Genomic DNA, 13,637 nt, shown 5'->3' with positions numbered 1-13,637 from the left:
GCGTGGCGCGCGAGATCACGCTAGGGCGACGAATACCGCACGACGAGCTCGGAGATCTTCCAGCGGCCTCCGACGCGGCGGTACTTTTCCTCGTAGCCGCCGAAGAACGTCGTCTGCGGGGCGTCGGGCGGCGTGCGCGGCACGGCGTGGATCAGGAACGACCACGACCCCTGGGCCGTATCACCCTCGACCGACAGGATCGGGTTGACGATGTAGTGGGCGCTCCAGCGCGTACCCGCCGGCAGCACGTTCTCGAAGGCATTGAGCAGCTCCGCGCGCCCCGTGAACGTGCCGAAGAAGCCGTAATCGGCGACGGCGTCGTCCGTGAAGAGGTCCGCGAGCGCCACGGCGTTGGCGCTGCTCGGCGAGCCGAGGCAACGGTCGGCGAGGACGGCGTAACGGGCCTTGATCGTGCGGATCGCCTCGAGCGATTCGAGGCGGTCGAGGCGCGAAGGCGGGTCTTTCGGACCATCATGGGGGTGCGACATCTCTCGTCCTCCTTATTCCGTTGTGCGGCGACACGGCCGCTTCGTTGCACTCTATCAGAAGGACACACCTCGCATGCGAGCGGCGGTATGATCGGGACGGTTTCTGAACGCGCACCACACGCCGCGCCAGGAGCGCGAGATGTCCCCTGGTGTCCCTCTCGATGATTGCCCCGAGCTCGTCTCGCATCACGACGCCGCCGGGGTCTTCCTCTTCGCGTCGGCGGCGGCGGCGCGTATCCTCGGGCGCTCGCCCGAGGCGCTCGTCGGGACGTCGATCGTCGAGCTCGGCTGCGAGGCAGATCGAGATGGGCTCGCGCAGGCGTGGCGCGAGGGCGTGACGTCGGGCGAGGCGCGCGGGCTCCGCTACCGGACGGAGCGCGACGGCGCGCTCTTGCACGTGGAGACGAGCCTGCGTGTCGTGACCCAGGGCGAAGCCGCGGGCACGGTCGTGTGCGTGACGCGGGACGTGGAGGACCTCGTGCGCGCCGAGCGCCACGCGGCCGAGCGCCTGGCCGAGGCGGAGCTCGGCTGGACGCACTGGGACGAGCTCGTCGCGCTCGTCCCGGGCATCGTGTGGATCGCGCCGTTCCGCGAGGACGGCAGCCGCGCGAACGCCACGTTCATCAGCGACTACCTCGAGCGCTCGCTCGGCTACTCGCCCGAGGAGTGGCTCACCACGCCGAACTTCTGGGGCACGATCGTGCATCCCGACGACCAGAAGCGCGTGATGGAGGACCTCCCCCGCGCCGTCGAGGAGGGCAGGCCCTCGCCTGCGTACCGGATCCTCGCGCGGGATGGGCGCGTCTCGTACTTCCAGTCGTTCATGCGTGTTCGCCACGGCGCGAACGGCAAACCCGAGTGGTTCTACGGGTTGACGCTCGACGTGACGACCTTCAAGCAAGCCGAGGCGGACAACGCCGCGCTGCTCGCGGCGGTGCGGCGCGCCTCGGAAGAGCACAGGGTCCTGAGCGACCAGCTCACGGCGCGCGCGAGGGAGGTCATCGCGCTCTCGGCGCCGGTCATCCCGCTCGACGACGGCGCGCTCGTCATGCCGCTGCTCGGCGTGGTGGACGAGGAGCGTGCCACGCTCGTCCTGCACAAGCTGCTCGAAGGCATCATGGAGCGGCGCCCGCGGCTCGCCATCCTGGACCTGACGGGCGTGCAGTCGCTCGATCCGGAGGGCGCCTTCGGGCTCGTGCAGGCCGCGCGCGCCGCGACGCTGCTCGGCTCACGCGTGGTGCTCACGGGGCTGCGGGCGGAGGCGGCGCGGACGATCGTCTCCGCGGGCCTCGCGCTCGAGGAGCTCCCGACGCGGGCGACGGTGCAACATGCGCTGAGGGAGCACGGCCCGCGGCGGCGACGATAGGCGCTAGCGCCTCCCGCGACGTGACGGCTGCGGGCGCTCGCGGTGGTGGTGCGGCGTCGGCGACATCGGCGCGGAGCTGCGGAAGCGCTCCAGCGTGGCGGTCGACTCGCCGCGGGCCGTGAGGTCGGCGTAGGCCACCTCCACGGCGGCCTGGAAGAGCTCGGTGCGCGCGAAGCGGCCGGCGCGGCCCGCGGAGAGGCGCGGCATGACCCCGATGATGCGGCGGATGCCGTCGGCGTACCTGCGCGAGAGGGCGAGCCGCTCGATGAGCGGTTCGAGGAAATCGGCCACGGCCGAGCCTCGATCCCGCGCGCCGTCACACGCCTCCTTGAGCGGCTCGAGCAGCAGCAAGGTCCAGAGCACCGTGTCGTCGAGCCCGCCCACCTCGGCGCTGCGCCGGTCGATGTACTCGAGCAGCCGCCACTGCCGCACGCCCGGGCCATCCTCGCGCTCCTCGTCGTAGAGGAGCGAGCTGAGCTCGGGCAGGAGCACGTCGAGCACGCCCGTCTCCCAGCACAGGTAGATCGTCCGGCGCGCCTGACCGCCGCGCAAGAGGCGCAGGATCTCCTCGGACAGGCGCGGGCGGGCCGCGAGCGCGAGGGCCTCGCGGCAGAAGACGATGGCGTCGTAGACGTCCGGCGTGATGCCGAAGCCGAGCCTGCCGGCGAACTTCAGCGCGCGCAGGATACGCACCGGGTCTTCGCGGAAGCGCGTCTCGGGGTCGCCGATCGTGTGCACGACGCGGCGCTCGACGTCGGCCATGCCGCCGACCCAGTCGAGGATCTGGCGCGCCTCGATGTCGTAGAACAGCGCGTTCATGGTGAAGTCGCGCCGCATCGCGTCTTCACTGGCGACGCCGAAGACGTTGTCGCTGCGGATGAGCAGCTCGGCCGACTCGTCGCCGTCGTCCTTCGGGTTGCGCCGGAACGTCGCGACCTCGATGACCTTGCCGCCCTGGAAGAGGACGTGCACCAGGCGGAAGCGGCGGCCGATGATGCGCGAGTTGCGGAACAGCTCGCGCACCTCCTCGGGCCGCGCGCTCGTGGCGACGTCGAAGTCCTTCGGGCTCCGGTCGAGCAAGAGGTCGCGGACGCAGCCGCCGACGAGGTACGCCTCGTGCCCGTGCCGCGTGAGCCTGCGGATGACCTTCTGCACGTCCGGATCGATACGCGACTCCTCGAAGGAGACGTCGTACCGACGCGCGGGCTCGGACGGCGGCAAGGGCAGCGGGGCCTCGCCGACGGTGTAACTCGGCTCGAGGTCGGCCTCGGCGTAATCGGGGAGGTGATTCAGAGGAGAGGGGGTCGTTCGCCCCATGGTTTCCATGCGGCCCGTGGGAGGTTTGCTCGGCTCGCCCGAGCGTTGCGCACGACCAGAGCCGCCCTTCGAGAGGATTCACCGCGTCTAGCAGGGGACGGCCCCGGGGGCAAATGTCCAGCGCGATACGGTGATATTTCCTACCGCAACGAGCGCCCTTCGGGGGTGTCGTGCAGGGCGTCGGCCATGGCGGAGGCGGTGGGGAAGCGGCGGGCCGGGTCCTTCTCGAGCGCGCGTGCGATCACGGCTTCGAGCGCGACCGAGGCCTCGACGGTGGGGTTCACCGTCCGGAGCGGGGGCGGGCGCTCCACGGCGTGTTTCTCGGCGACCCACACGGGCGCCCCGACGAAGGGCGGCGCGCCTGCGAGCATCTCGAAGAGCACGACGCCGAGCGCGTAGATGTCGTTCGTCGGCCGCGCGACCTCCCCCGCGGCTTGCTCGGCCGGCATGTACTCGGGCGTGCCGACGGCCGAGCGCTTCGTGGTGAGCCGAAAGGATCCCTTGCCGCCGGGATCGCCGTCGATCCAGGCGAAGCCGAAGTCGAGCAGCTTGACGAGCTCGCGGCCGTCGGGGGCGTGCACGAGGAAGATGTTCTCGGGTTTGACGTCGCGGTGCACGACGCCGGCGGCGTGCGCGGCGGCGAGGGCGAGGGCGGTATCGGCGGCGATCCGCGTGGCGCGGACGGGCGCGAGCGAGCGCGCGTAGGCGAGCGTGTCGGCGAGGTCGAGGCCCACGAGCAGCTCGGCGACGAAGTACGGCAGGCCGTCGGGCATGGCGCCGAAGTCGTGGATCTGCAGCACGCGAGGATCGGCGATGCGGGTGGCGGCGGCGACCTCGCGATGGAAGCGCGCGCGTAACTTCTCGTTGTGCTGGTGCTCGGGCCTGAGCACCTTGACGGTGAGGCGGGGGCCGCTCCGCCCGCCGCGTAGCCCTTCGGCCACGTAGACGTGCCCCACGCCTCCGCTGCCGAGGTACTGGATGACCCGGAAGCGCTTGTCGATGACGGCTCCGAGGAGCGCATCGGCGGTGGCGGAGCTCTCGCGCTGCATGAGCGTGGGATCTTACCGCGTGACGATCGCGGGCACACGGACGGATTCACGGGGCAACCTCGACCAGTCGAGCGTGGCGGCGAGCTCGTCGAGGGGCGCGGGCGTGTCGCCGAGGTCGTGGCCGTAGGCGCGCGTGATGGCGCGGACGAGCGCGCGTGGATCGTGTCCCTGTGCGCGGTGGTCGCGCAAGGGGACGCCCTTGTCGCGTTTGGCGAGGCGGCTGCCGTCGTCGGCGACGAGCAAGGGGACGTGGGCGAAGGTGAAGGCGGGCGTGTCGCGAGGCCGGAGGAGGTTGGCGAGCAGGAGCTGCCTCGCGGAGGAGCTGGCGAGGTCGCCGCCGCGCACGACGTCGGTGATGTGCATGGCGAGGTCGTCGACGACGCAGGCGAGCTGATAGGCGAACACGCCGTCGCCGCGTCGGAGGACGAAGTCGCCGGTCGCGTGACCGACGTGCTCGGCGTACGAGCCGAGGACGCGGTCGTGCACGGTGACGAGGGCGCGGTCGTCGTCGGGGACGGCGAGCCGGATGGCGGGGGGTCGTCGGAAGTCGCGTTTCCGCATGCCGAAGGGCCTGCAGGTGCCTGGATACCGCGGGCCCTCCTCGCCGGCGTGGGGCGCGCTGGCGGCGCGTGTGATCTCGGCGCGGGAGCAGTCGCAAAAGTAGACGTGGCCCTGCTCGGCGAGGGCGTCGATGGCGGCTTCGTAGAGGGCGAGGCGCTCGGACTGGACGTAGGGCGCGTAGGGGCCGCCGAGCTGGGGGCTTTCGTGGAAGCGCAGGCCGAGCCAGGCGAGGTCGTCGAGGATGGCCTCGGCGGCGCCTGGGACGACCCGGGGGCGGTCGATGTCTTCCATGCGGAGGACGAGGGCGCCGCGAGCTTGCATGGCGGCGGCGGCGCAGAAGAGGGCGGCGGCGGCGCTGCCGAGGTGGAGGGCGCCGGTGGGCGAGGGGGCGAAGCGGCCGCGGTAGGCGGTCATGGTGGCGGTGGAGGGACAGAACCACCGGCGAGGCGGGTCGTCGAGGGGTCGGCGTGGTTTCGGACCAGCGGCGGGGAGGCGGACCGGGGTGGAGGAGCGCCGCACGACACATGCACGGATCGGAGCGCCGCATGCACGGCTCGGAGCGTCAAATGCAAGGGGCGGAGCCTCAAATGCAAGGGGCGGAGCCTCAAATGCAAGGGGCGGAGCCTCAAATGCACGGAGCGGCGCGTCAAATGCAAGGGGCGGAGCGTCAAATGCAAGGGGCGGAGCCTCAAATGCACGGAGCGGCGCGTCAAATGCAAGGGGCGGAGCCTCAAATGCACGGGGCGGAGCGCCGCATGCACGAACGGCGACGCCGCATGCAGGCCCTCTCAGTTCGAGGGCTTCGCCGCGCCCTTCTTCATCATCTGCTCGACGCTCGCCTCGAGCCGCTCGCGGTACGCGCGGAGCTCGTCCACGAGCAGCCGGAGCTCCCGCTCGACGTCCTTGAGCATCTCCATCTTCTCCACGCCCTCGCGCATCCGCACGATGTCCTCGTGCCGGACGTCGAGCCCGCTCTCTTCCATGAGCGAGTCGAAGAGCTCGGGCTCCGCGGCGAGCTCGTCGAGCACCTCTTTCATCTGCTCGGTGCGCGCCTCGCTGCGCGGCATCATGCGCGCCTTCTCCTCCGGCGTGAGCCGCCTCCGGAGCAGCGGGAGCATCTCCATGAGCTCCTCCAGGTGCCGCTGACCCTGCTCGTGATCGACCACGGGCCGCGGGCCGGGCGCGTCCTCGAGCGCCATGCCCACCTCGACCGCGAGGGCGCGGCGTTGCTCGCGCAGGAATGCCACCACGAGGTCGACACGGCGGCGCATCTCGGAGACCGAGAGGGCGTCGAGCCGGCTTTCGAGATCGTCGTCGTCTGCCATGGACATGGATGTCGCTCCTACCGCCCCCGCTCGTAATCCTTCGCCGCCCGCTCCACGATGTCCCAATCCCGCGCCGCGCGCTCCGACTCGGCCACGAGATCCGCCGTGAACAACGTGAGCCCCCACATCCCGTTTTCGCGCCGCCGGAACCCGTAACGGGTCCCCCGCGCCGTCTCTACCGTCGCCCGCTCGCCCACGATCTCCACCTTCGCCAATCCGGACAGGTCCTTCCGGAGCCGCGTCACGAATCCCCGCTTCGTCGCCAGGTCCACCCACACGTCCGCCCCGTCCTCGGCCGTCGCGTGCGCGCGGTACGCGTCGAGCAGGCGCGTGCGCTCGGGCTCGGGGTAGGCCTGCGAGATACGCTCGCTCGCCTTCTTGCGATAATCGCGGATGCTGTAGGCCGCGTGTTGCGCCGAGTCCTCGAGGTAATGGAAGCAGGTGCGCGCGTCGCCCTTCGCCAGGTTGGCCGCGACGCGCATGTAGGCGCCCTCGGGCGTCGTGTCCGGCGGGAACTTGGCCACCGTGTAGGTGACGTACCCGATCACGCCCACCGAGAAGAGGGAGAGGCCAGCGACGAGGGCTTTGCGGCGGGTGACGGGCATCGCGAGGTCGTTTCCACGTACAGGGCCGCTCGGCAAGCGGACCGGCGCTGCGATTCAGAAGGCGTGCACGAAGAGCCCGCTCCGTAGCTTCGGCTCGAACCACGTGCTCTTCGGCGGCATGAGCAAGCCCGCGTCGCTCACCGCGAAGAGCTCCTCGATCTGCGTCGGATAGAGGTGCAAGCCCAGCGTGAACGCGCCCGCGTCGACGCGCCGCTCGAGCTCGCCGAAGCCGCGGATGCCACCCACGAAGTCGACGTGCTTGTCGCGGCGAGGGTCCGTCACGTCGAAGATCGGGCCGAGCAGGAGGTCCTGCACGATCGAGCAGTCGAGCGAGGCGACGGGATCACGCGCGCGCTCGGGATCGAGCGCAGGGGCGCGGAGCAGGTACCACCTGCCGGCGAGGTAGGCGCCGAAGGTGCGCGGCGCGGGCGGGGTCGCGGCGAGGCCGTCGGGGCAAGGCTCGACGCGCATCACCTGCGAGAGCCGCGCGAGGATCTGGTCGGGCGTGCGGCCCTCGAGGTCCCGCACGACGCGGTTGTAGGGCATGATCTTCATCTGGTCGTGCGGGAAGACGACGGCGAGGAAGACGTCGTGCTCGCGGCCGTCGCCGCGTGATTTCTGGTGCACGCGGGCCGCGGCGGCGCTGCGATGGTGGCCGTCGGCCACGTAGAGGCACGGCACGCCCTCGAAGCGCTCTTCGAGGGCGCGCGTGGCGTCGCGGCCGAGCACCCAGAAGCGATGGCCCACGCCGTCCTTCGTGGTGAAGTCGTAGATCGGCGGCGCCTCGGTCGAGGCCCGGACGAGCGCGTCGATCGCCCCATCGTTGCGATACGTGAGGAAGACGGGCTCGTCGTGCGCGGCGAGCTCGTCGATGTGGCGCGTGCGGTCGTCTTCCTTGTCGGCCCGCGTCTTCTCGTGCTTCTTGATCGTGCCCGCGAGGTACTCCGACACGGCCGCGCAGCCGACGACGCCGATCTGGCGGTGCTCGCCCATGGTCTGCGCATAGAGGTAGAGGTGCGGCTCGGGGTCCTGGGAGAGCGCGCCGTCGGCGATGAGCTTCGCGAGGTTCTTCGCGCCGGTCGCGTAGACCGCGTCGTCGTGCTCGTCCGTGCCCTCGGGAAGGTCGATCTCGGGGCGGGAGACGTGCAGGAAGCTCGCGGGGTTGCCCTCGGCGAGCTTGCGCGCCTCGGCCGTGGAGATGACGTCGTACGGCGGGCTCGCCACGACGGCGGCCAGGGAAGGCGCGGGGCGGAAGGCGCGGAAGGGGCGGACGGTGGCCATGCGTGGCGGTTAACCCGGTTGGGTCGAGGCGTCGAGTGGAACGGGCGGCTGGGAAAACCGGGGGCTGGTAGAGTAGGCTGGCCGCGCGAGCAGAGGGACGGACGAGCATGTACATCCGCAAGGTCGCGATCGCGAACATCCGGGGTTTCGGGCTGAACGCCCAGGATGAGGACAGGGCGCAGGTCGAGATCGACCTCACGCGTCCTGACGGGTCGCACGCAGGGTGGACGGTCGTAGCTGGGCGGAATGGCGCAGGGAAGTCGACGTTCCTCAAGGCCATCGCCCTCGCCGTCGCGGGTCCCACCGCGGCGCGAAGCCTCGAGGAGAGCTTCGCCGGGTGGATCCGAAAGGACGCGTCGTGGGGCTACATGGGCGTGGTGATCGAATGCGATCCCTTCGCCGATGGCTTCACGGGGCGCGGCATGACGCCGAAGGACGGAGCCTTCTGGGCAGAAATCGGGCTGGAACGACAAGAGAGTGGCCCCGAGCCCAAGGTGGGTCCCCATAATCCGGACAATCGTCTGAAGCACGCCGAGCGCGGCCCGTGGGCGGAGAACCCCAGAGGCTGGTTCATCGCAGGGTACGGGCCTTTCCGAAGGCTTTCAGGGCACGCTGCCGACAGCATCCGGCTGATGGCCGGGCCCTCGCGGCTCGCGCGGCTCGTGAGCTTGTTCCGTGAAGATTCGTCGCTCTCCGAATGCGTGGTATGGCTCCGAGACGTGGCCTTTCGACGGGCCGAGGGCAGGCCTGGGGCGAAAGAACTCGAAGACGCGGTCATCAAGCTGCTGAACGACGGGCTCTTGCCGGACGGGATGAGGATCCATCACATCGACTCGGAGGGGCTCTGGACCGAGCGAGACGGGGTGATCTTGCCGCTGCGGGATCTGAGCGATGGCTACAGGACCGTGATCGCGCTGGTCCTGGACATCGTAAAGCAGCTTCATGGTTGCTATGGGAAGCTCGACCTCGGGGAACACCCGGATGGTCACGTGGAGGTTTTCGGCGCGGGCGCCGTGCTCATCGATGAAATCGACATCCACCTGCACGTCTCGTGGCAGCAGCGCATCGGGTTCTGGTTGAAGACGCGCTTTCGAGGGATCCAGTTCATCGTCACCTCCCACAGCCCCTTTATCTGCCAGGCGGCCGATCCGAACGGCCTCATCCGCCTGCCTGCGCCGGGGAGCCGGGAACAGGCCGAGCACGTCTCTCCGGAGCTGTTCAAGGTCATCGTGAACGGAGGCGCGGACGAGGCGGCCATGAGCGAGCTCTTCGGGCTGGAGAAGGCGCACTCGGATCGCTCGGAGGAGCTACGGACGCGTGTGGCCGAACTCGAAGCCAAGCTCATCCGCGCCCAGATCACGCCGGAGGAGGAAGCGGAGCTCGGAAGTCTGAAGCAGGAGCTACCCGACACCGGGAGCATGGCGGTGGAGATGGCCCTGCGAGCGGTGAGGGCGGCGGAATGAGGCGCGTCATCCGCGAGCCGCTCAGCGAGGAGACGCTCGCGCGACTTTGCCAGCGGACGCTCCAGATTGCTCGGGCAGGGAACGATCCCAAGCACACGAGGACCTCGGATCGCTGCCAGGCACGCAAAGCAGAAGCTGACCGGCTCTGGGACCAGGAAAAAACGAAGGCTTTCGACGAGATCGATCGCGTCCTTCGCCGCATGGCCCCAGGCAACGAGCAGTGCATGTACTGCGAATGCAGCAAAGGCAGCGACATCGAGCACTTCTGGCCCAAGGAGAAATACCCGGGCCGCGCCTACACCTGGGAGAACTACCTGTGGGCTTGCGGCATCTGCAACACCCATTTCAAGGGAACACAGTTTCCGCGCGACGCGCAGGGAAAACCCCTGCTGGTGAACCCCACCGATGAGGATGAGGAGCCCAGCGTTCATCTCCAGTTCACGCCATCGAGCGGGAAACTCGTCGGGCTGACGGACAAGGGCGACTGGACGGTCCGTGTCCTCGGGTTCGACCGGAGAGCAAACCTGGACAGGGACCGGCGCGATGCCTGGAGAGGGCTGCAGAACAGCATCGTCCAGTACGCCGCAGCGTGCGCGCGCGGTGACGAGAACCTCGCCCTTTACACGCAGGGCGTGATCTGTCGCCATCCGATGGCGAGCGTGCTGCGCACCTTGTTCGACCTCCTCGACAGCCCTCGCGGCGCCGAGCTCGTCGACGCGGACTGCCGCGCAGCCATCCACGCACACCCGGAAATCCGGAGCTGGCCCTGAGTCATCACGCGCCCGCGACGCCACAACCTCTCGCCGACGCGCCACAACCCCTCGCCGCGACGCCACAACCCCTCGCCGCGACGCCACAACCCCTCGCCGCGACGCCACAACCCCGCTCGAACCCGCGGACACCCCTCTCGAACCCGCCACAACCCCTCCCCTCGTTCGCCACAACACCACCCAAACCCGCCACAACACCCTCTTGAACCCGCCACAACGACTTCGCCATGCGCGGACACGCCTCCGCCGAACGCGGACATGTACCCACGAAGATCGGACACGCTCACGCTCACGGCCACCTCCCCCTTGACCACATAGATCCTGTGGTACACGTCCGGGCGTGCCCGTGCCCGGAGACGACGACAACGAGCGGCTGACACCCACGATCCCGCCGCCGCCCATGATCGAGCTGCCCTCGGGCGCGCGCACGCGGCGGGTCATCGCCGTCGGCGGCGGGCGCGGCGGCGTCGGCAAGACGCTGCTCACCGTGAACCTCGGCGTCTACTTCGCCCAGCTCGGCCGCGAGGTCGTCGTCTGCGACACCGATCCGTTCGGCTCGAACCTGCACGGCGTGCTCGGCCTGGAGACGCCGCCGCTCGTGACGAGCGAGGCCCTCGAAGAAGGCAAGGCGAAGCCCGTCGGCACGATCGTCCCCGGCCTGCGCCTCTTGCCCACGGCCTACGATCCCATGACGGCGACCCCGATCCGCCCGAGCCGCGGCTCGCACTGGGCGCGGCAGATCGAGAAGCTCGACGTCGACTACGTCCTCTTGAACCTCGGCGCCTCGACGACGGCCTCCACCCTCGACCTCTTCCTCCAGGCCGACGTCGGCATCTGCGTGACCGCGCCCGAGCCGCTCGCGATCGAGACGACCTACCGCTTCTGTCGCGCGCTCTACCTGCGCGTCCTGCGCCGCGCGCTCACGAAGGAGCGCTTCAAGCTCAGGCTCGTCGAGCGCGTGATCGCCGCCCTGCCGCCGCTCGCCCCGCCGCCCGCGATCGTCGCCGAGATCAAGCGCTACGACGACGGCGTCGCCAAGGTCGCGGCCGAGGAGATGCTCCGGGTCGCCGCGCACCTCGTCGTCGGCCAGACGCGCCTGCGCAGCGACCTCGACCTCGGCATGAGCATGTCCGTCATCGCCGAGCGTTTCCTCGGCATCTCGCTCGACTACCTCGGCCACATCGAGCACGACGACGCCGTCTGGCTCACGGTGCGGCGCAGGCAGCCGCTGCTCATCGACAGCCCCACCTCGAAGAGCGCGCGCAACATCGAGCGCGTGGCGCGCCGCATCCTCGCCCTGCTCGCCGCGCAGAGCACGCGCGGAGGCTCGCTCCCGCCGCGCTCGCCCGCCGCGCAGCAACGCGCCGCCGCCCTGCCCGCCACGCTCTACGAGGTCCTCGGCGTGCCACGCACCGCGGCCGACGACGAGATCCGCCGCGCCGTCAAGCGACAGCGCGAGATCTTCCGCGAGGGCAGCCTGCCGCTCTGCTCCGTCGTCGCGCCCGACGTCTTGCGCCAGGTGCAGGCGCGTATCGAGGAGGCCCACGACACCCTGCTCGATCCCGTGCGCCGCCGCGCCTACGACCTCTCCACCTTCCCCGACGACACGCCCGCCACGGTGGTCCCGCAGCGCAGCGCGAACGCCGCGCAGATGGCCGAGCTCGCCATGATGCAGGCCGAGCTCGCGCGCGAGATCAACGCCGAGACCCAGTTCTCGGGCGCGCTCCTGCGCAAGGTGCGCGAGTCGCAGGGCATCGAGATCGCCGAGATCGCGCAGCGCACGAAGATCAACGTCGCGCACCTCAACGCGATCGAGAACGAGTCGTTCGGGGAGCTGCCGGCGCTCGTGTACGTGCAGGGCTTCGTCCAGCAGGTCGCGAAGCACCTGAAGCTCGACCCTGCGCAGGTCGCGAAGACGTACACGCGCAGGCTCCGGGACCTCTCCCATGGGCGCGCGAGGGGCAGTGGATAAGCCTTCGGACGAAGGACGGGATCGGCTCTTCTCGGCCGCCCTCTTCGTGCTGGCGCTGCTCTTGCGCCTCTACGTCGCCATCGCCTGGGCCCGCGAGCCCGTATGGGACGGGCACTACTACGACTTCGGCGCCCGCCGCATCGCCGAGGGCCTCGGCTACTCGGACGACGTGGTCGTCGGCGGCGCGCGTGTCTGGCACCCGTGGTGCCACTACCCCGTCGGATACAGCGGCTTTCTCGCGATCTTCTACCGGATCTTCGGCGCCGGCCCGACCACCGCGCCCGTGGTCAACGCCGTCACGGGCGCCCTCGTCGTGGTGCTCGTGCACCGGCTCGCGCGGTACGCGACCACGAAGAACCGCGCCCGCGCCGCGGGCCTCTTCTGCGCGCTCGACCCGGGCCTCATCGTCTACGCCGCGCTGGTCATGACCGAGCCACTCGCCGCGCTGGGGCTCGTCGCCGCGGGGTGGCTCGTCGCGCGTGACGCGAAGGAAAAGCCCCTGCGCGGCGCCCTCTTCGCGGGCCTCGCGCTCGGCCTGACCACGCTCGTCCGGCCGCAGACCTTGCTCGTCGCGCCCGCGCTCGGGTTCTTCACGATGGGCGACGGAACGCTCCGCGCGAAGGTGAAGAAGGGCCTCGTCACGGCCGGAATCACGCTCGTGACCGCCGTGCTCATCGTCCTGCCCTGGACCGCGCGTAACTGCCGCGTGATGGACGGCTGCGCCTTCGTCTCCACGAACGGCGGCTGGAACCTGGCGATCGGCGCCTCCCCACGCGCGACGGGCCGCTTCGAGACGTTACGCGCGAGCGACGGATGCAAGGTCGTCACGGGCCAGGTCCAGCAGGACCGTTGCTGGCGCGACGAGGGCCTGCGCTGGATCGCGGACGATCCCGTCCGCTGGCTCTCGCTCGTGCCGAAGAAGCTCGGCCACACCTTCGATCACGAGTCGTTCCCGATGGGCTACCTCGGCGAGGCGAACCCCGCGGCCTGGCCCGAAGAACGCAAAGCCCAGGGCCGCGCCCTGCTCACCACGTCACACGTCGCGCTGCTCGCGCTCGCCGCGCTTGGCCTCGTCGCCTCTCCGCTCGGCCGTTTGCCGCTGCGCGCGCGCCTCACGCAGCTCGCCGCGTTGCTCGCCGTCCTCGGCTTCGTGCTCCACGGCGTGCTCGCCGACGCGCATCCGTTCTGGCCGCTCGCCGTGTTGATCGTTCTCTTCGGCGCCTTGCCGCTCCCGGGCGCGCCGGCGCGCAACGCCACGACGGGTTACCTCGTCTTCGCCGTCGCCACCGTGGCCCTGACGCACGCGATCTTCTTCGGCGAGGACCGCTATCACATGGTGATCACGCCGGTCCTCTGCCTGCTCGCGGCGCTCGCGCTCCGCCCGTCGACCGCGGCTGCAGACGTTGCCCCACGGCCCTGATCAGGTCTGATAGAGTACCT

At 70.2% G+C, this 13,637-nt stretch carries 12 protein-coding genes; 5 read left to right on the top strand and 7 right to left on the bottom strand.

Going from position 1 to position 13,637, the window contains the following annotated elements; genetic code table 11:
• Positions 1 to 20 precede the first annotated feature (20 nt).
• Complete coding sequence (locus tag GF068_RS33355) at positions 21 to 488, bottom strand: nuclear transport factor 2 family protein (protein WP_153823570.1); 468 nt, start codon at positions 486 to 488, stop codon at positions 21 to 23.
• 139 nt (positions 489 to 627) lie between these two features.
• Between GF068_RS33355 and GF068_RS33350 the strand changes: the two genes are divergently transcribed.
• Entirely contained in the window at positions 628 to 1,854 is a 1,227-nt protein-coding gene (locus tag GF068_RS33350; protein ID WP_153823569.1) for a PAS domain-containing protein, read from the top strand.
• 3 nt (positions 1,855 to 1,857) lie between these two features.
• Here the strand turns inward: GF068_RS33350 and pcnB are convergent, their stop codons facing one another.
• From pcnB to GF068_RS33320, 6 genes are all read right to left on the bottom strand, one after another.
• Positions 1,858 to 3,171 (bottom strand): polynucleotide adenylyltransferase PcnB, encoded by a 1,314-nt coding sequence (gene pcnB / locus GF068_RS33345; protein ID WP_153823568.1) that lies wholly within the window; start codon positions 3,169 to 3,171, stop codon positions 1,858 to 1,860.
• 140 nt (positions 3,172 to 3,311) lie between these two features.
• A complete protein-coding gene (locus tag GF068_RS33340) occupies positions 3,312 to 4,220 on the bottom strand; it encodes a serine/threonine-protein kinase (RefSeq protein WP_153823567.1) in 909 nt (302 codons plus the stop codon).
• A 12-nt stretch (positions 4,221 to 4,232) separates the two neighbouring features.
• Positions 4,233 to 5,195, bottom strand: a complete 963-nt coding sequence (gluQRS, locus tag GF068_RS33335; RefSeq protein WP_153823566.1) for a tRNA glutamyl-Q(34) synthetase GluQRS — start codon at positions 5,193 to 5,195, stop codon at positions 4,233 to 4,235.
• Positions 5,196 to 5,569: 374 nt separating this feature from the next.
• Complete coding sequence (locus tag GF068_RS33330; protein WP_153823565.1) at positions 5,570 to 6,112, bottom strand: hypothetical protein; 543 nt, start codon at positions 6,110 to 6,112, stop codon at positions 5,570 to 5,572.
• An 11-nt stretch (positions 6,113 to 6,123) separates the two neighbouring features.
• Positions 6,124 to 6,711, bottom strand: a complete 588-nt coding sequence (locus GF068_RS33325) for a hypothetical protein (protein WP_153823564.1) — start codon at positions 6,709 to 6,711, stop codon at positions 6,124 to 6,126.
• 54 nt (positions 6,712 to 6,765) lie between these two features.
• On the bottom strand, positions 6,766 to 7,992 hold the full coding sequence (locus GF068_RS33320; RefSeq protein ID WP_153823563.1) for a DUF1015 domain-containing protein: 1,227 nt from the start codon (positions 7,990 to 7,992) through the stop codon (positions 6,766 to 6,768).
• Between the two features lie 107 nt (positions 7,993 to 8,099).
• On the opposite strand from GF068_RS33320, the gene GF068_RS33315 reads away from it, so the two are divergent.
• The 4 genes from GF068_RS33315 to GF068_RS33300 all read left to right on the top strand — a co-directional run bounded on the left by GF068_RS33315 (position 8,100) and on the right by GF068_RS33300 (position 13,617).
• The gene (locus GF068_RS33315) at positions 8,100 to 9,455 is read left to right on the top strand and encodes an AAA family ATPase (protein WP_153823562.1); all 1,356 of its coding nucleotides are present in this window, start codon (positions 8,100 to 8,102) and stop codon (positions 9,453 to 9,455) included.
• Positions 9,452 to 10,225, top strand: coding sequence for an HNH endonuclease family protein (locus tag GF068_RS33310; RefSeq protein ID WP_153823561.1), 774 nt, complete (start codon positions 9,452 to 9,454; stop codon positions 10,223 to 10,225). Before GF068_RS33315 ends, GF068_RS33310 begins: the two co-directional genes overlap by 4 nt.
• A gap of 340 nt (positions 10,226 to 10,565) precedes the next feature.
• Positions 10,566 to 12,197, top strand: coding sequence for a helix-turn-helix domain-containing protein (locus tag GF068_RS33305; RefSeq protein ID WP_338046676.1), 1,632 nt, complete (start codon positions 10,566 to 10,568; stop codon positions 12,195 to 12,197).
• Positions 12,190 to 13,617 (top strand): ArnT family glycosyltransferase, encoded by a 1,428-nt coding sequence (locus GF068_RS33300; RefSeq protein WP_338046675.1) that lies wholly within the window; start codon positions 12,190 to 12,192, stop codon positions 13,615 to 13,617. Before GF068_RS33305 ends, GF068_RS33300 begins: the two co-directional genes overlap by 8 nt.
• Positions 13,618 to 13,637 lie beyond the last annotated feature (20 nt).

Source organism: Polyangium spumosum (assembly GCF_009649845.1).
GTDB lineage: Bacteria > Myxococcota_A > Polyangia > Polyangiales > Polyangiaceae > Polyangium > Polyangium spumosum.
This window is presented reverse-complemented; position numbering and strand designations above follow the sequence as displayed.